The organism is Nostoc sp. (assembly GCF_036918015.1).
GTDB lineage: Bacteria > Cyanobacteriota > Cyanobacteriia > Cyanobacteriales > Nostocaceae > Nostoc.
On record NZ_JBALEO010000060.1, the window covers coordinates 16,111 to 35,431 of the forward strand.

12 protein-coding genes are annotated in these 19,321 nt (G+C 42.8%); 5 read left to right on the forward strand and 7 right to left on the reverse strand.

Annotated features, from left to right (window positions below; translation table 11 throughout):
- Positions 1-48 precede the first annotated feature (48 nt).
- Positions 49-894, reverse strand: a complete 846-nt coding sequence (locus tag V7K61_RS13850) for a Uma2 family endonuclease (protein ID WP_335053845.1) — start codon at positions 892-894, stop codon at positions 49-51.
- A gap of 213 nt (positions 895-1,107) precedes the next feature.
- On the opposite strand from V7K61_RS13850, the gene V7K61_RS13855 reads away from it, so the two are divergent.
- The 3 genes from V7K61_RS13855 to V7K61_RS13865 are packed head-to-tail and all read left to right on the forward strand — an operon-like array spanning position 1,108 to position 7,483.
- Positions 1,108-3,297, forward strand: coding sequence for an NACHT domain-containing protein (locus tag V7K61_RS13855; RefSeq protein ID WP_335053846.1), 2,190 nt, complete (start codon positions 1,108-1,110; stop codon positions 3,295-3,297).
- A 31-nt stretch (positions 3,298-3,328) separates the two neighbouring features.
- Complete coding sequence (locus V7K61_RS13860) at positions 3,329-7,255, forward strand: HEAT repeat domain-containing protein (protein ID WP_335053847.1); 3,927 nt, start codon at positions 3,329-3,331, stop codon at positions 7,253-7,255.
- Positions 7,256-7,273: 18 nt separating this feature from the next.
- Positions 7,274-7,483 (forward strand): type II toxin-antitoxin system HicB family antitoxin, encoded by a 210-nt coding sequence (locus V7K61_RS13865; RefSeq protein WP_335053848.1) that lies wholly within the window; start codon positions 7,274-7,276, stop codon positions 7,481-7,483.
- A gap of 95 nt (positions 7,484-7,578) precedes the next feature.
- On the opposite strand, the gene V7K61_RS13870 is transcribed toward V7K61_RS13865, so the two are convergent.
- Together V7K61_RS13870 and V7K61_RS13875 are read right to left on the reverse strand one after the other, a co-directional pair.
- Positions 7,579-9,735, reverse strand: a complete 2,157-nt coding sequence (locus V7K61_RS13870) for a polyribonucleotide nucleotidyltransferase (protein WP_335053849.1) — start codon at positions 9,733-9,735, stop codon at positions 7,579-7,581.
- Positions 9,736-9,836: 101 nt separating this feature from the next.
- Positions 9,837-10,382: a GNAT family N-acetyltransferase gene (locus V7K61_RS13875; RefSeq protein WP_335053850.1), complete on the reverse strand. Its 546-nt coding sequence runs from the start codon at positions 10,380-10,382 to the stop codon at positions 9,837-9,839.
- Between the two features lie 143 nt (positions 10,383-10,525).
- Here V7K61_RS13875 and V7K61_RS13880 point away from each other — a divergent pair, with 143 nt between their 5' ends.
- Both V7K61_RS13880 and V7K61_RS13885 read left to right on the forward strand, forming a co-directional pair.
- Complete coding sequence (locus V7K61_RS13880; protein WP_335053851.1) at positions 10,526-13,747, forward strand: DEAD/DEAH box helicase; 3,222 nt, start codon at positions 10,526-10,528, stop codon at positions 13,745-13,747.
- A gap of 99 nt (positions 13,748-13,846) precedes the next feature.
- Complete coding sequence (locus V7K61_RS13885) at positions 13,847-14,683, forward strand: SWIM zinc finger family protein (RefSeq protein WP_335053852.1); 837 nt, start codon at positions 13,847-13,849, stop codon at positions 14,681-14,683.
- Positions 14,684-14,821: 138 nt separating this feature from the next.
- On the opposite strand, the gene V7K61_RS13890 is transcribed toward V7K61_RS13885, so the two are convergent.
- The 4 genes from V7K61_RS13890 to psbD all read right to left on the reverse strand — a co-directional run bounded on the left by V7K61_RS13890 (position 14,822) and on the right by psbD (position 18,229).
- Positions 14,822-15,466, reverse strand: coding sequence for a Uma2 family endonuclease (locus tag V7K61_RS13890; RefSeq protein WP_335053853.1), 645 nt, complete (start codon positions 15,464-15,466; stop codon positions 14,822-14,824).
- 21 nt (positions 15,467-15,487) lie between these two features.
- Positions 15,488-15,673: a PCP reductase family protein gene (locus V7K61_RS13895; RefSeq protein ID WP_334720569.1), complete on the reverse strand. Its 186-nt coding sequence runs from the start codon at positions 15,671-15,673 to the stop codon at positions 15,488-15,490.
- A 125-nt stretch (positions 15,674-15,798) separates the two neighbouring features.
- Positions 15,799-17,190: a photosystem II reaction center protein CP43 gene (psbC, locus tag V7K61_RS13900; RefSeq protein ID WP_292777554.1), complete on the reverse strand. Its 1,392-nt coding sequence runs from the start codon at positions 17,188-17,190 to the stop codon at positions 15,799-15,801.
- Positions 17,174-18,229: a photosystem II D2 protein (photosystem q(a) protein) gene (gene psbD / locus V7K61_RS13905; protein ID WP_012409998.1), complete on the reverse strand. Its 1,056-nt coding sequence runs from the start codon at positions 18,227-18,229 to the stop codon at positions 17,174-17,176. The genes psbC and psbD overlap by 17 nt, the downstream gene beginning before the upstream one ends.
- Positions 18,230-19,321: the final 1,092 nt, after the last annotated feature.

A 19,321-nucleotide genomic window follows, 5' to 3' on the forward strand; every position in this document is an offset into this window, starting at 1 on the left:
TTATTCCCAGCATTTGTTAGGTTATGCGATGTCTACAACGGGCTACGCCTACGCATCAGGGTCAATACCTAGCTCACGTAACTTAGCTGCTAATATATCAGCACGCTGGCGTTCCTGTTCAGCGCGTTGGCTTTCCTGTTCAGCGCGTTGGCTTTCCTGTTCAGCGCGTTGACGTTCTTGTTCAGCGCGTTGACGTTCTTGTTCAGCACGTTGGCTTTCCTGTTCAGCGCGTTGGCGTTCTTGTTGGGCTTGTTCGCTACTCCACAACAGTAAATTTCCTTCTGTATCCCACCACCGCAGCCAATTCATGGTTTGGCATAATCTTTCACCTTGCCAAATTCCGAGAAATAACTCTAACTCAGGAATCCAGTAACGTCCATTAGCGTCTGCTTGCTGCAAATTATATTGTCCATTTTGCAAGCATCGTATTTCTATGCTGGGTTCGTAAGGGTCGTAGGTTACGTAGGTTGGAACTTGGAGAATCTTTTCGTAATAATAGAGTTTACCGTAGGGTGGAGTTGAACGGACTGATAATTCTCCACCTTCTGTGTCTGAGAGAAATTCCATCACTACAGCCACAGCAGCGCCTTCTAAATTTGGGGTATAGCTGCGACGAACTACATTTGTTCCTACAGACTGCACTTGAGGGACATAAAACCAGTCTGGGGCTTTAACGACAATTTTTTTGTTGACTGTGGCTACAAGCCCAAAATTAGAGCCAATCAGCATTTGAGGTTGGATGCGTGCTGTGCTTCCCAAAGCATCGGTAAGCGCAGCAGCGATCGCAGGTTGTTGAATATTTTCCACTGGATCGTCTGGTAAAATAAAGTCGGCTGGAAGTGCTTCCCAAGTAACAATTGGTTCTTTTTGGATGGGGTTAACTTGTAGAACCATAAAATTATTCCTAATATCCATGCACAGTATATTAGTTATTTTTAACAAATCTTCAGCTAGCATCGCTTTTAACCTTGAAGATAAAAACAATTTTGGTGTTGACTACAGTTTTTAGCGATCGCTGGCATTAAAAAAATATAAAATTTTATCCATAATATTAGCAATGTATTATACTCCTCATATTATTTTGTTAAATTTAGCTCAAAAAATGATATGGAGTTTTTAATTGCTTGGGGCGTTGCTAACGCTGTAGGTTTTATTTTTAAACCGATTCTAGAGAAACTTGCAACTTTAGCTACTGATGTTTTAGAAGACTACGTTAAAGATTTTTTTGGTGTCTGGATTAAAGATAAATTGGATTTAGCTAAAGAAATATCTTTAAAAAATGCTTTTGGGAAAGCTCAGAAAGAATTTTTAGGCTTGGTGCAGCAAGAATTAGAAGATCAAGACATCGAAGTAAATGAATTTGAGAATTATCTACCTGATTTAGAAACTTTTATTTTGAACGCACAAGTTCTTGAACAACTGGGCAAACCTTTTCAAAAATCCTTGGGAGTTTCTACATCGGAAGCTGAGAATTCAATTATTGATACTGGAATATTAATAAAGGCTTGGAATAATCTTAATTTAAAAACTTTACCAGCAGATTTTAATTGGCAGCAGCTTATCAAACGATATGTTAAAAAAATCGATTATATCTTACAAGATTCTGACGAATTAAGGAAACTATTAGATTCACAAAATCTGTCAAGAATGCGAGAAAGTTTAGAACAACTTACTCCCATTTTACCAGATTTTGATTTCCGTCGTTATAAATTGGGGTTGCTTACTGCTTATAGCAAACTCAAGCTGGAGAGTTTGGACACTAGCGGATGTAATTACAGCCTCGATTTATGGAATATATTTGTACCGCAAAATGTATGTGAGCAGTTAGCGACACCAGCAACTAACGTTTCAGTTTTGGATATACTTAATGACCCACAAAATTACAAGCACACAGTTATATTAGGAAATCCGGGTTCTGGTAAATCTACTCTAGCTCAATATAGGGCATTGGAATGGGCAAGAATTACAAACAATTATTTAGACTTACAAGAATTACCCTTATTGATTGAATTACGCAACTATATTGAAAATCGGAAAAATTTGCAATGCCACAATTTTTTTGAGTATTTCGAGAAAGCAAGTGGTGTACTTGGCGGAACTCTTAATCAAAAAGAATTAGAACAATGGCTGAAAACTCAGCAAACAATGGTGATATTTGATGGCTTGGATGAGGTACTCGATCCAGGAGAAAGGGAAAATGTGGTTATTGATATTATTAACTTTATTACAACCTATGACAAAGCACGAGTTTTAGTTACATCTAGGGTAGTTGGTTACGAACAGCAGCGTCATCAATTTAGAGATGCAAATTTTCGTCACTTCATGTTGCAAGACTTAGAACAGGAGCAAATTGAGGGATTTATTACTCAATGGCATAAATTAGCTTTTGCAGATCAACATGAAGGAAATACAAAACGCGATCGCTTGTTAAAGTGTATTGAAAATTCTCGCACATTTAGAGAATTAGCGGGTAATCCTCTGCTGCTGACAATGATGGCAATTTTGAATCGACATGAGGAATTACCAAGAGATAGAGCAACTCTTTATGAACACGCATCAGAGGTGTTATTGCACAAGTGGGATGCAGAGAGAAAATATCTACCAGACCAGACCAGATTAGAATATTACGACAAAAAAGAAATGTTGCGTCAAATTGCTTACAAAATGCAATCAGATGCAAGTTTTATCGGCAATAGTTTAGTTATCAGTAAAAAGGCGTTAGAAACAATTCTGACTGAATATTTAAAAGCTAAAGAAATCAATGAACCTTATTTGCAGGCTAAGTCATTACGCGAACAGCTAACCAATCGTAGTTTTATATTGTGTTTTCTCGGAGGAGATACTTATGGCTTTGTGCATCGAACTTTTTTAGAATATTTTTGTGCTTCGCATTTTATTTGCGAGTATGAACATGAACGTACTATATCTTTGGATGAACTGAAACAAAAAGTTTTTGTTCAACGATGGACAGATGCGGCTTGGCGTGAGGTGCTCATTTTAATTACTGGCAAAATTCATCAAAAGTTTGCTGCGGAACTTATAGATTGTTTAGCAGAACAAAATGGACAAGAACATGGTTTTGAGAATTTATTGCTTGCAGCAGAATGTCTGCAAAATCTGAGAACTCGTTCTTTGATTAGAGAAACAGACAAAAGACTGCTTGACAAAATTAAAAATTTGGTTGAAACTCAACCAGAGGTTACAGATGAAGTGCGTAAAAGGGCTGTTGGGGTTATTAAAGATACTTGGAAAGATGACTCGGAAACATTACTGTGGCTTGAAGCCTTAGCTCAGTAAAATAGAGTCAGAGATATGGAGTTAGGCATTGATGCTAGACTGGCTAGCTATTTGGGGAGTGAAGAATGCATTCGGGTTTGTCTTTAAGACTCTCCTGGAAGAACTGGCGCGAGAAGACTTAAAAAAATATATCCAAAAATTTTTCGCTCAAATTCTGCAAAATTTTCCCTCTAGTGTAGGAATTCGACAGAAAGAAAGGTTAGAAATTGTCTTTGGTCAAGCTTTGAAGGAATTTTTGTTGCAGGTGCAGCAGCAATTAGAAGATGCAGAATTGTCTGAAGCAGAACTCAAGCAGTACATTAATTCGTTGCAGCAGTTTATTCATCAAGAAACTGTACTCTTAGAATTAGGAAAGCCATTTCTACCAGATGCGGTACCCGATGCCGATACTTTAGCTGCAATTTGGGATGAATTAAAATTACGTCCGCTACCTGCTGATTTTAACTGGCAAAGTTTAACCAGACGATATGCTAAAAAAGTTAAGGCTATTCTTAGAGAATCAGATGAATTAGATTTCATCCTAGATGCTCAAAATATCGCAGTCATGCAGCAAAATATTCAAGCAATTGCTGGGATTGTACCTAATTTTGACTTGATACGTTATCGCACAGAAATTCAAAAAACCTATGGTCATTTGAGACTCGATTCCTTTGATACTTCAGGTTACAGTTATAGCTTGAAGTTATGGAATATGTTTGTAGCTCAAAATGTGCGTGAGGTGAATGAGGCTTTACCACAAGTTTATGAGTTACCCAAAGAACATCTGGAACGGCTTCAAAGAAGTGGACAACTCGAAGAAGATTTTGATATTCAGCCAGAAATTTTAGAACAATACAAAAGGTCTTACGCTCAACAATCTAGCCGCTCTGTATTAGAAGTAATTGACGAACTACAGACTGGCAAATATTTAGTAATTTTAGGCGACCCTGGTTCTGGTAAGTCCAGTTTATTGCAATATTTAACACTACAATGGGCAGAAACTCCAATTCAGGATATATCATCATTACCAATTCCCTTGTTGATTGAACTCCGCACTTATGTACGAAGTCGAGATAATCAAGAATGCCGGAATTTTTTGGAGTTTTTTCAGCAAGGAAGCGGGTTTATTTGTTCTCTGAACCAATATCAACTTGATACTTTGCTCAAAACTGGCAAGGCATTTGTAATGTTTGATGGGTTAGATGAGGTATTTGAATCCAGTAAACGAGAAGAAGCTATTACAGATATTATTAATTTCACTCATAACTATCCCTTAGTACGAGTGCTAGTTACTTCTCGCGTCATTGGTTATCAGCCTCAAAGATTGCGAGATATTAGCTTTCGGCATTTTATGCTGCAAGATTTAGAACTAGAACAGATTCAGGAGTTTATTAACCGTTGGCACAATTTTGCTTTTAGTAATTCCCTAGAAAAGCAAAGAAAAAAAGAACGCTTAGAAAGAGCAATTCAGGATTATCCAGCAATTCGCCAACTTGCTGTTAATCCTTTGCTGCTAACAATGATGGCAATCCTCAATCGCAATCAAGAACTACCAAGAGATAGAGCAGAACTCTATAGCCAAGCGTCACGAGTGCTGTTGCAGCAATGGGATTTAGAAAAACTTTTGATTCAGGTAGAATCGGCGACTATTGATTATAAAGATAAACAAGGGATGTTACGTCAAGTTGCTTACAGGATGCAAACCAGTGAAAAAGGTTTAGCAGGCAACTTGATTAATAAGGATGATTTAGAAAAGATTTTAATTGAGTATTTATATAGTATAGAAGTTCATCAAGGAGAAAAAATAGCGCAGTTGATCATTGAGCAACTCCGAGAGCGCAATTTTATTTTATGTTTCTTGGGGGCAGATTACTATGCCTTTGTGCATCGGACTTTTTTAGAATATTTCTGTGCTTGGGAGTTTGTCTGGCAGTTTGAGAAAGAACGCAGTATTACAATTGAGTCTCTGAAAAATGAAGTTTTTGGTAAACACTGGCAAGATGAAACTTGGCATGAAGTATTGCGGCTAATTGCCGGAATGATTGATGCGAAATTTGTTGGTGAAATTATTCATTACTTGATGGCGCAAGATGGTGAAGAGGAAAAATTTATCAACTTGTTTTTAGCTGCTAAGTGTCTTGCAGAAGTGAGAAATCGCTCGGTGATTGCATTGGTAGCTAATAAATTGCTTAACAAACTCAAAGACTTAACTAAATATGATCTCTGGTACTATTACTCCTTTTTTGATGACAAAGAAACTAAGTTAGTTAAGGAAGTTTGCACTCAAGCAGTTGCAACAGTCGCCGCAATTTGGAAAGATAACAGCGATACCTTATACTGGCTCAAAGACCGCGCCACTGCTGATGATAGTTGGAATGTGCGACGTGCAGCCATCCAAGCATTAGCCAGCAATTTCAAAGATGACCCAGACACCCGCTCGGTTCTCAAAGACCGCGCCATTGCTGATAAGAATGGGGATGTGCGAGGTGCAGCCATCCAAGCATTAGCCAGCAATTTCAAAGATAACCCAGACACCCGCTCGTTTCTCAAAGACCGCGCTACTACTGATTATGAAGAGGATGTGCGAGGTGCAGCCATCGAAGCATTAGCCAGCAATTTCAAAGATGACCCGGACACCCTCTCGATTCTCAAAGACCGCGCTAATGCTGATTATGAAGAGGATGTGCGACGTGCAGCCATCGAAGCATTAGCCAGCAATTTCAAAGATGACCCGGATACCCACTCGATTCTCAAAGACCGCGCTACTGCTGATTATGAAGAGGATGTGCGACGTGCAGCCATCGAAGCATTAGCCAGCAATTTCAAAGATGACCCAGACACCCGCTCGGTTCTTAAAGACCGCGCCACTGCTGATAAGAATGGGGATGTGCGAAGTGCAGCCATCCAAGCATTAGCCAGCAATTTCAAAGATGACCCGGACACCTGCTCGATTCTCAAAGACCGCGCTAATGCTGATTATGAAGAGGATGTGCGACGTGCAGCCATCGAAGCATTAGCCAACAATTTCAAAGATGACCCGGACACCCACTCATTTCTCAAAGACCGCGCTACTGCTGATGATAATGGGGATGTGCGACGTGCAGCCATCGAAGCATTAGCCAGCAATTTCAAAGATGACCCGGACACCCTCTCGATTCTCAAAAACCGCGCTACTGCTGATGATAATGGGGATGTGCGACGTGCAGCCATCGAAGCATTAGCCAGCAATTTCAAAGATGACCCAGACACCCGCTCGTTTCTCAAAGACCGCGCTAATGCTGATTATGAAGAGGATGTGCGACGTGCAGCCATCGAAGCATTAGCCAGCAATTTCAAAGATGACCCGGACACCCACTCGATTCTCAAAGACCGCGCCACTACTGATAAGAATTGGGATGTGCGACGTGCAGCCATCGAAGCATTAACCAGTAATTTCAAAGATAACCCGGACACCCGCTCGTTTCTCAAAGACCGCGCCACTACTGATAAGAATTGGGATGTGCGACGTGCAGCCATCGAAGCATTAACCAGCAATTTCAAAGATGACCCAGACACCTCCTCGTTTCTCAAAGGCCGTGCCACTGCTGATGAGAATGAGAATGTGCGACGTGCAGCCATCAAAGCATTAGCCAGTAATTTCAAAGATGACCCGGACACCCGCTCGTTTCTCAAAGACCGCGCTACTGCTGATGATGATGAGGATGTGCGATGTGCAGTTATCCAAGCATTAGCCAAACACTTCAGAAATCAGCCTAAGTTGTTTGAAATTTACTACAACTGTGCTGTAAATGACTCCTTTGAGGGTAGACATAATTTCCCGTTTAATTCCAATCCTCGGCGCGTTGCACTGGAGATAATTATCAAGCAATTTCCTCAACATCCCCAGACTTTACGACTGTTGCGCGACAAAGTAGAGAATGACCCAGATGAGCAAGTGCGAAACTTTGCTCAACAGAAGTTGGCAGAATTAGAGAAGTAAAACAGTGTATGAGTAAATATGAAATATACAATAATTATTCAGTGGTCTGATGAAGATGAGTGTTTTGTTGTGAGTCTTCCTGAATGGGGATTTTGTCATACTCACGGAGATACTTACGAAGAAGCTTTCAAAAATGCTCAAGAAGTTTTGGAAATGCTGATTGAATCATCTTTAGCAGAGGGTCAACTTTTACCAGAGCCAAAAACACTAGAAAAGTCATTAAAATAATTCGTAATTTGTCAAATTAGAGAAGCATACGGCGATGCCTTCACGATAGGCATCGCGGATTTTAGATTTAATCTAATCTAAAATCCCAAATCGAGTTACCGATTCACCGCCGCTGCTTCTCTTGCTGCTGCTGCTTGATCTGGGTGGATACCCAAACGGGTGAGATTAATGCGACCTTTGTTATCAATTTCGCGCACTTTGATAATCACTTCATCGCCCACCGCTACTTCATCCTCAACTTTGCCAACGCGGTAGTCAGCTAGTTGAGATATGTGAATCATGCCTTCTTTTCCTGGCAAGAATTCCACAAATGCACCTATCGGTATAATCCGAGTAATGCGTCCTGCATAGACATCCCCTTCGTGCAACTTGCGGGTCATGCCTTGGATGATATTTCTGGCTCTCTTCGCCTTATTCTCATCCACAGCCGAAATTGTCACGGTGCCATCATCTTCGATGTCAATTTTTGCACCAGTTTCCTCTGTGATCCCCTTAATAGTCTTGCCTCCAGGCCCAATGACCAAACCAATCATGTCTGAATCAATCTTGATTGTTAACAGACGTGGGGCATAGGGTGAGGTTTCAGTTCGCGGCGTGTCAATGCAGGCAAGCATTTTCTCTAGAATGTGCAACCGGGCTGCTTTGGCTTGGTGGACGGCTTGGGCTATCACCTCCAAAGACAAACCGGAGATTTTCATATCCATTTGCAAGGCAGTAATCCCGGTATCCGTGCCGGCAACTTTGAAGTCCATGTCACCCAAAAAGTCTTCAATACCTTGGATGTCGGTCAGGACTCGCACTTCGTCCCCTTCCTTAATCAGACCCATTGCCGCGCCACTGACGGGTTTGAGAATTGGTACACCAGCATCCATCAGGGCGAGGGTGGAACCGCAGACTGAACCCATTGAGGTGGAACCGTTGGAAGAAAGTACTTCCGATACGATGCGAATGACGTAGGGAAATTCTTCTTTTGACGGTAGCACAGGTATTAGCGCTCGTTCTGCTAATGCCCCGTGACCAATTTCCCGCCTTCCTGGGGCCCGCATTGGCTTGGTTTCACCGACTGAGAAGGGCGGGAAGTTGTAATGATGCAGATAACGCTTGTGCTGATCTAGCTGCATGTCATCGTTGAGGTTTTGAGCATCCCCAGGTGTACCCAAAGTACAAGTGGATAATACCTGAGTTAGTTCCCGGTTAAATAAACCGCTGCCGTGGACTCGCTTTGGTAAGACATCAACTAAACAAGAAACCGGACGCACTTGATCGAGTTTACGACCATCAACGCGGACGTTATCTTCGATGATTTGTCGCCGCATGAAGTGTTTGGTAATATCTTTAAAAGTGTTACCAAGTGCCTTCTTATTTGCAGTTGCGGCAACTCGAATTGGGTCTTCTTCTGACAGTTCGCTAATCGTCGCGGCAATTTCATCCTTGACGACATCTAAAGCGGCATCGCGTTCCGGTTTGGTGAAACTAAATTGAGACAGGATTTTCTTAATCTGACCGTTGGCGCGATCGCGGATATAATTTTCTAGGGTTTGGTCTACTGCTGGTGGTGCTTCTTGCACTATTACTAGACCCAATTCGGCGATTAAATCTTGCTGCGCTTTGATTAAATCCCGCACCGCTTCATAACCAAAGTCAATCGCCTCAAGAATATCTCGCTCTGGCAACTGATTGGCTCCCGCTTCCACCATGATTACGCCATGTGGTGAACCTGCTACTATCAGATCCAAATCTCCCGCTTCAGTTTCTGCATAAGTCGGGTTAATAATGAAATCATCTCCCACTAAACCAACCCGCACTGCTGCCATTGGCCCATTAAAAGGAATCTGGGCAATCAGGGTAGCAATGGAAGCGCCCGTAACTGCTAACACATCGGGTGGAACTAACTCGTCCATCGACAGCGTTAAGGCAATAATTTGCAGGTCATCCCTTAGCCATGAAGGGAACAAGGGACGCATGGGACGGTCTATAAGACGGCTGGTGAGAATTGTTTTTTCTGGTGGACGACCTTCGCGCCGCATGATCCCGCCGGGAATCCTACCAGCGGCATATAGCCTTTCTTCATAATCTACAGTAAGGGGAAGAAAATCTATGCCTTCTCTGGCTTGCGATCGCGTAGCCGTTACTAAAACGGATGTGTCCCCTGATTCTATCAAAACCGACCCACCTGCCTGGGGAGCTAGTAGGCCTACTTTCAGTCGAATATCCCTTCCATCGAAGGATATTGACTTATCAACTTCTGCCATTCAGTTTTTTTTCCTTCTCTTTCGCTATTCTCTTTCTGTGGCAATCCTAACATTTATGCCCTATGGCTGACTTCTAATACATACAAAGATAGACAAGTCGTTTAACGCAAAGTGTGATACAGGATTAGCGCCTCTACCACTTGCCCATTCTCTAGCTTCGCCGCACCCGGAATTCGCCCAATAATCTTAAATCCTAACGACTGCCAAAGTGTAATTGAAGGTATATTAGTCTCAAAGACCAAATTAAACATCACTGCTTCGTAGCCCAGGTTTGCTGCGATCGCAAGCATAGCCTCTCCCATGAACCGTCCTAAACCCTGACCGCGTAACTCAGGTTGTACAATAAAACCAGCGTTGCAAATATGGCTACACCGACCGGGAAAGTTTGGCTTTAAATAAAACGCCCCTAATATTTCTTTTGGCTTGTGTGTAGGATCTACAACAGATGTCCTGACAACAAAGGCATCCTTGCTTAACCAGTAAGCTGAAAATTCTGTAGGAGATAGAGGTTGCTTTTGGGGATAAGTTTTACCTTCAACAATTACAACATTGAGCAATGCTCTGACAACCTCTTGTTCTTGAGGATGCATATAATCCAGTTCCACTAACATCCCGTTTTTTAAGACTTTAATGAGGGGAAAATTCATTATTAACAATGTTTATGTGGAATATTTACTTAAATATTTATTATATGAGAAACTTGTCCAATAAATCTTCTTGAGAAGATGCAAAAAGTAGAATAGTTGCGATTTTAATTCTTGAGTTTTGGGAAAATCTGAGTAGTTAGCAAATGGCGATTTTACACTGTAATTGGTTACTAAAAAATCAAAATGGTAGTTTATTTATTTGGGGGGAAACTTGGCGATCGCCACGAGTAAATTCCGAGTCTAATGGATCTGGAGAGATAGCACTACATCCATTGGCAATGACATCAGTTGAGTTGAGTGAGTGGTTGCGTTCCCAGAATATGGCAATTACCAACTTCATCCAGCAACCACAAATTGCATTCGCAACTACTGGGCGAACGCGTAAAGCCGCCACTGCCACTGAGATCAGTTTGCCAACGCACTCTCAAATCATTGCCCTACCAACTTATATTCCAGAAGGCAGTGATAAAGGAACAACAGCGATTTTCCCTGTACATTCTGCCAGCTTGGGGGAAAATACAGACTCCCCGCAATATTTACAACCGTGGCGAGTTGAGGGTTTTTGTCTCAACCCCAGCGAAGCAGTAAAATTTCTCGCTGCTGTTCCCTTAAATGCTGCGAAAGGGGGAGATGCCTTTTTAGGTGGAGATTTACGCTTTTGGTCGCAAGTTGCCCGTTGGAGTTTAGATTTAATCTCACGATGTAAGTTTTTACCAACAATTGACCAAGAATCAGATGGTGCATTTGTTGCCAAATGGCAAGTACTCGTAGATAGTGCTGTAGATGGAACCCGCCTAGAAAAATTTTCTGCAACCATGCCGTTGGTTTGTCGCACTTATCAAGAGGGACTGGGGACTGGAGAAGAGTTTTCCCAATCCCTACTCTATGTAAACTTCCCCACCGAACCTCAAGAATTACTTTTGGGATTTCTTAACAGTACAATAGATGCCCAAGTGCGAGAAATGGTAGGTTCTCAACCTGCATCTTTACCATCTGGGGTGCGACAGTGGTTGCAAGCGTTAACTAGTGCATCTCATACAGTTAATGCAGATGCCATCGAAGTGGAAAGACTAGAAGCGGCACTGAAGGCTTGGACTATGCCGCTACAATCCCAATTAACTCTTAAAACTCTATTTCGTACCTGTTTTCAACTGCGTTCTCCAGAGTCTGGCGAAACAGAGTGGACATTGGCGTATTTTTTACAAGCGGCTGACGATCCTGAGTTTGTGGTGGATGCGGCAACTATTTGGAACAATCCAGTTGAACGATTGGTTTATGAAAATCGGACAATTGACCAACCACAAGAAACATTTTTGCGAGGTTTGGGGGTAGCTTCCCGCTTATATCCAACAATAGTAGCCAGTTTTGAAACCGAATATCCCCAATCTTCTCGTATCACCCCCATCCAAGCTTATGAGTTTATCAAGGCTGTAGCTTGGAGGTTAGAAGACAGTGGTTTAGGGGTAATTTTGCCTCCCAGTTTAGCGAACCGCGAAGGATGGGCGAACCGTTTGGGTTTGAAAATTACTGCCGAAACCCCAAAGGGAAAGCAGGGACGTTTAGGATTGCAGAGTCTGCTGAATTTCCAATGGCAATTGGCAATTGGTGGACAAACTATTTCCAAAGCCGAGTTTGATAAACTTGTGGCTTTAAATAGTCCGCTAGTGGAAATTAACGGTGAGTGGGTAGAATTGCGGCCCCAAGATATCAAGACAGCCCAAACATTTTTTACCACTCGCAAAGACCAAATGGCGCTTTCCCTGGAAGATGCTTTGCGTCTGAGTACAGGGGATACTCAGGCAATTGAAAAGTTACCAGTGGTTAGTTTTGACGCATCTGGCGCATTGCAAGAGTTGATTGGGGCGCTAAACAATAATCAGGCGATCGCACCTTTGCCCACACCAACAGGCTTTAAAGGACAGTTGCGACCTTATCAAGAACGCGGTGCTGCTTGGTTATCCTTCTTAGAACGTTGGGGTTTGGGTGCGTGTCTCGCCGACGATATGGGACTTGGAAAAACCGTGCAGTTCATTGCTTTTCTACTGCACTTGAAAGAACAGGATGCGCTAGAAAATCCAACACTATTAGTTTGTCCAACTTCTGTTTTAGGAAACTGGGAAAGGGAAGTCAATAAATTTGCACCCAGCCTGAAAATTTTGCAATATCACGGTGACAAACGCCCAAAAGGTAAAGCGTTTTTAGAAGCTGTAAAAAAACACGATTTAATCGTTACCAGCTACTCACTTCTTCATCGAGATATTAAGTCATTGCAAAGTGTCTCTTGGCAGATAATAGTTTTAGATGAAGCCCAGAATGTGAAAAATCCAGAGGCGAAGCAGTCAAAAGCAGTGCGGCAATTAGAAGCTACATTTCGTATTGCATTGACGGGGACACCTGTAGAAAATAGACTACAAGAATTATGGTCTATTTTAGATTTTCTCAATCCCGGATATTTAGGCAACAAGCAATTTTTCCAGCGGCGGTTTGCCATGCCAATTGAAAAGTATGGTGATACGGCTTCTTTGACTCAGTTACGTTCATTAGTGCAGCCATTTATACTGCGGCGATTGAAAAGCGATCGCGACATCATTCAAGACTTACCAGATAAGCAAGAAATGACCGTATTTTGCGGTCTAACTGGTGAACAAGCGGCACTTTATCAACAAGTTGTAGAACAATCTTTAGTAGAGATAGAATCTGCTGAAGGATTGCAACGTCGGGGAATGATTTTGGCTTTACTAATCAAACTCAAACAAATCTGCAATCACCCAGCCCAATATTTGAAACAGGCGACATTAGACCAACATAATTCAGCAAAACTTCTGCGGCTAGAAGAGATGTTAGAAGAAGTTTTAGCAGAAGGCGATAGAGCTTTAATCTTCACACAATTTGCTGAGTGGGGTAAATTACTTAAACCCTATTTAGAAAAACAACTAGGGCGAGAAATATTCTTTTTATATGGCAGTACTAGTAAAAAGCAAAGGGAGGAAATGATCGACCGTTTCCAACACGATCCTCAAGGGCCACCGATTATGATTCTTTCTCTGAAAGCGGGTGGAGTAGGACTGAATTTAACACGAGCAAATCATGTATTCCACTTTGATAGATGGTGGAATCCAGCCGTGGAAAATCAAGCCACAGACCGAGTATTTCGGATTGGTCAAACCCGGAATGTGCAAGTACATAAATTTGTTTGCACTGGCACTTTAGAAGAAAAAATTCATGACATGATTGAAAGTAAAAAACAACTGGCTGAACAAGTTGTAGGTGCTGGTGAAGAGTGGTTGACTGAAATGGATACAGACCAACTTCGCAACTTATTACTACTTGACCACAGTGCAGTAATTGACGATGATGCAGAATAAGTTCGTAGTAAGGACTTTAGTCCTTGATTTGATCGCTAAAGCGCTCACTACGAACCCGTCAAAATTGACATAGAACATTACTAAGCTTTTGAATTAATTATGACTAATTACACATTACAAGCAAGTCGAGAATGGTGGTCACAACAATGGCTCGATTTGCTAGATTCCTATCGCTTTAAAAAGCGTTTAGAACGTGCAAGAAATTATGCTCGTCAAGGAAACGTTTTGAGTATCGAATTTAAAGGTGCAAAAGTATTGGCTAGGGTGCAAGGTAGTGAAGTAGAACCTTATAAAGTTTCCCTTTCCCTTGAACCATTTACCGATGAACAGTGGGGTTATGTAATTGAAACCATGTCTCAAAGGGCAATTTTTGCTGCAAAGCTACTAGCAGGAGAAATGCCACAAAATATAGAAGAAGTGTTCACGGCTAATGGTCTTTCGATATTTCCATTTACCCTTGGTGATGTCCAGAGTAAATGCTCTTGTCCTGATAAAGCAAATCCCTGTAAACATATTGGTGCGATATACTATCAGTTAGGCGATCGCTTCAGTGAAGACCCCTTTGTACTATTTCAATTGCGCGGACGTTCCAAAGAGCAAATTATCAGCGATTTGCGTAAATTACGTAGTGCCAAGATTGAACCCAATGCTACAGAAACGCCCGATATTCAACAGTCAATTCCTAATAATAAATACTCGGTAAAAATTGATTCTTTCTGGCAATACAATGAGCCACTAGAGTCATCATTGGTAGTGATTGCGCCGTCCACTAATGAGATGGTATTAGATGTATTAGGAGCAATCCCCCTTGCGAAGGAAGAGGAAAATGCAGTAAATTCAACTTCGAGTGATGTGGTAATGAAGTATTTGAATACAGTTTACAGAGATGTGAGCCAGAAGGCTTTTTTAACAGCAATGAATGTGGGAGGAAGCTGATCGTAATTCGTAATTCGTAATTCGTAATTCGTAATTCGTAATTCGTAATTCGTAATACTTCGGCTACGCCCTTCTCTACGAGAGGCTGCGCCAACGACTACGCTCAGGACAAGCTCAGTACAAGTTCGTAATTCGTAATTATGAATTAGGTTGATTGGGTAGTTTAATCTTCACCCACTTCCGCACTGCCCGACGAATTGCCCGTCTGCCATCTGCCCGATTTTGCTCAATTAGTTTCGGCAGATCCCGGATTGCTAAAGTAGGAAATATTAAACTGTTCTCTGATTCGATATACTCCCCATCTTGCAGGTGGTAAATCTTTAGTTCACCAGAATCATAACACCAGAGTTCTGGTACTCCCAGGCGGGCATAAATGGGAAAACGATTTAAAGACTTACTGGTAACATCAATTTCCAGTGCCAAATCAGGCGGTGGGTCTTGTCTCAAGTCCAGATCCAATCTACCCCGAACCGTAGCTTCATTCTGGAAATAGAAGCAGTTATCTGACTCTAACCCTGCCATTCGGCTTTCTCGTTTCCAAGTAGTCGAGCCATAACTTTCATAGTCTAAATCCAGCACATCAGCGATTTCTTTGACTAAATCACTAATTACCTCTTTGTAATGTTCGTGTTCAGGTAAAGGTGTCATAATTTCCAAAGTAGTGCGATCGTAAGCTAACCTTGCTACCCGATGCTCTCCCAAGTCTTTTAGAAGATTTTCAAACTGTTCCCAGCTAATGTCATAAAGCATTACTCGGTCTGCTCGATTTTTGGCGACTGTCATTGTTACGACCTCCAGAATGTTTTATTGTCCAAACTCAAGCCTAGCCTCTTCTACCAAATCAGCAGTCACAACATCTTGTCCTGCTTCACGAGCTAGCTGTTCAATTCTGGCTTTAGCTTGAGAGCGGACAAAAAAGGGAATATTTTGTAACTTTTCTTTAGCTTCGGATGTCCATCGCAAAGCATCAATAAAATTGGCATCATTCATAGATTAGTTACCTTGGCAAGTCGCTCACTTTAATTAATAGATTACTAATTTTCCTATAAAAAAAGCCCTTGCTTTTATGCAAGAGCCTTTAAATTAATAGTCCGTGATGAAATAAACTTTACAACCTAATCTAGGTCGTCCATAAACATCACTGGCTCAGTATCACGGTTAATTCCTTTCTCAAAACCACCAGCCGCAGCCCGTGCGCGACCAGCGTGCCACAAGTGACCAACTAGGAAGAAGAATCCTAGTACGAAGTGAGAAGTCGACAACCAAGCGCGAGGAGATACGTAGTTGAAAGAGTTAATTTCGGTAGCCACACCACCCACGGAGTTCAAAGAACCCAGAGGAGCGTGTGTCATATATTCAGCGGCGCGACGAGCTTGCCAAGGCTGAATATCATTCTTGATTTTCTCCAAATCAAGACCATTGGGACCACGTAGAGGCTCCAACCAAGGGCCGCGGAAATCCCAGAAGCGCATGGTTTCACCACCGAAGATGATTTCACCAGTTGGAGAGCGCATCAGGTATTTACCTAGACCAGTAGGACCTTGGGCAGAACCGACGTTAGCACCCAAACGTTGGTCACGAATCAAGAAGGTCAAAGCCTGAGCTTGAGAAGCTTCTGGACCAGTAGGACCGAAGAATTCGCTTGGATAAACGGTGTTGTTAAACCAAACAAAGATTGAGGCAATGAAGCCCATCAACGACAGAGCGCCCAAGCTGTAGGAGAGATAAGCCTCACCAGACCAGATGGATGCACGACGCGACCAAGCAAAAGGCTTGGTGAGAATGTGGAAAATACCACCAGAAATTAAGATAAAGGCAATCCAAATGTGACCACCGACCACATCTTCCAAGTTATCGACGCTGACAATCCAGCCTTCGCCACCAAAGGGAGACTTGATTACATAACCGAAGATAACTGCTGGGTTCAATGTCGGATTGGTAATAATCCGAACATCACCACCACCTGGTGCCCAGGTGTCATACAACCCACCAAAGAACATTGCCTTTGCTACCAATAGCAATGCACCGAATCCCAAAATAATCAGGTGGAACCCGATGATGTTGGTCATCTTGTTCTTGTCTTTCCAGTCGTAACCAAAGAAAGAAGAATATTCTTCTAAGGTTTCTGGGCCACGAACGGCATGATAGATACCGCCAAAGCCAAGGACGGCTGAGGAAATTAGGTGGAGTACACCAACAACAAAGTAGGGGAAGGTATCGATAACTTCACCACCAGCACCAACACCCCAGCCCTGAGTGGCGAGGTGAGGTAACAGGATCAAGCCCTGCTCGTACATGGGCTTTTCAGGAATGAAGTGAGCGACTTCAAACAAAGTCATCGCTCCAGCCCAGAATACAATCAAACCAGCGTGGGCAACGTGAGCACCCAGCAGTTTACCAGATAGGTTGATTAAACGTGCGTTACCAGACCACCAAGCAAATCCAGTGGATTCTTGGTCGCGTCCAGCACCGCCTAAAATATTTGGTCTATTAGAGAGCGTTACCACGTGGTAATACCTCCTCAGGGAATACAAATTGTTCGTGGGGTTGATCTTGAGGAGCCATCCAAGCGCGGATACCCTCGTTCAGCAAAATGTTTTTGGTATAGAAGGTTTCAAACTCAGGGTCTTCCGCCGCCCGCAATTCTTGGGAGACGAAATCATAAGCCCGCAGGTTGAGTGCTAAACCGACGATGCCGACGGCGCTCATCCACAAGCCTGTGACTGGCACGAACAACATAAAGAAGTGTAACCAGCGCTTGTTAGAGAAAGCAATACCGAAAATCTGTGACCAGAAACGGTTTGCCGTCACCATTGAGTAGGTTTCTTCCGACTGGGTAGGATTGAAGGCGCGGAAGGTGTTAGCACCATCACCGTCTTCAAACAAGGTATTCTCAACTGTCGCACCATGAATGGCGCACAATAAAGCACCACCCAATACACCCGCAACACCCATCATGTGGAAGGGGTTGAGTGTCCAGTTGTGGAACCCTTGCAGGAATAGTAGGAATCGGAAAATTGCTGCTACGCCAAAGCTGGGTGCAAAGAACCAGCTTGATTGTCCCAAGGGGTACATCAGGAATACGCTGACGAATACTGCAATGGGAGCTGAGAAGGCGAGGGCGTTGTAAGGACGGATACCTACTAGACGCGCAATTTCAAATTGCCGCAACATGAAGCCAATCAAACCGAAGGCTCCGTGTAGGGCAACGAATGGCCACAAGCCACCCAGTTGGAACCAACGGGTGAGGTCGCCTTGAGCTTCTGGGCCCCATAACAGCAATAGGGAGTGTCCCATGCTGTCGGCGGGGGTGGATACTGCCACTGTCAGGAAGTTAGCACCTTCTAAGTAGGAGGAGGCTAATCCGTGGGTGTACCAAGAGGTGACGAAGGTGGTGCCGGTCAGCCAACCGCCTAGTGCTAGGAAGGCGCAGGGGAATAATAGTATCCCTGACCAACCTACGAATACGAAGCGATCGCGCTTGAGCCAGTCGTCTAGAACGTCAAACCACCCTCTACTGGGGGCACGTCCAACTGCGATGGTCATCGGACTAAAATCCTCTTTTTTTACTAAAATTGCAACGTTTCTAAGGCATTACGGAAAGCCAATGTAACCGACTGCCATGAGGAATTAACGTTTTTTTTGACAATCTCAACTGCTTTTAAGTAACTGAGATTCTGAGAGCTTACTGACTAGTTAAGTCATTATTTCTCAGGGTTATGACATTACACGTACCATCGGCTAGCAATCTAGCTTGTGGTAACTTAATGATTCTTAACTTATCACACTACTCAGGGTTTTTGCCTGATACACAGAAGCAAATTAGGCATGAAACACGAACCTTATAAATAATATGAATATCAGAAATTTTACAATTTGACACAACTTTTCTCAGAAATCTGAAAAAATTTAATGTAGATAGACGTAGGTAGGTAACTCATTTCAAGAGGTCAAAAAGAGGCAGGGAGAGGGTAGCAGGGAATAAGGGGGGTACAAGGGCAGGGAGAAAGAATTTTTATCGAAACAGAATTCAGGAGTCAGAATTCAGAATGAATTTTGTGCGACTGGTGAATGAATCCAGGGGTTTAAGACCCCCACTAAATCTGCATATTTAGTGGTGCAACAAAACAGTTGCGGGTCTGAATCCCCCACTGATTCATTCTGACCGGAGGCGGAGCGTCTCCGGCTCCGCTCCTGAATTCTGACTCCTGAATTCTTCTTCATCAGCCATTGAGTGAAAAAATAGTACAACATTCCCTCAAAAATTATATCGGTAGCAGGAACATGGAAGGGCGCAGTTGAGTTTTTGTCAACGATGTTTGGTAAAATGCGGATAGTCACTTCGCCGCCACGGTCGTTGATACACCTCTGGAAAACCTATGTGAAACGTTAGACAAGGAGAAAGGAAGTTGACACATCTTGACTAAATACAAATAGCCTAAGTGGTTTGTCCCGTAGTACAAGTAAGCCAGCATTATCCGGGACAGTAAAATTTGTAGGGTGCAAAGTGAAAAATTTATAGTCTGCGGCAGGGTTCCCGTGGACTTCAAACATAGCTCTCCGTGCCTCCTAAGAGCCGGATTGGCACAAGAACCCACCACTCTATGCAAAAGCATTCAGTGTGCGAGTATGTGACAG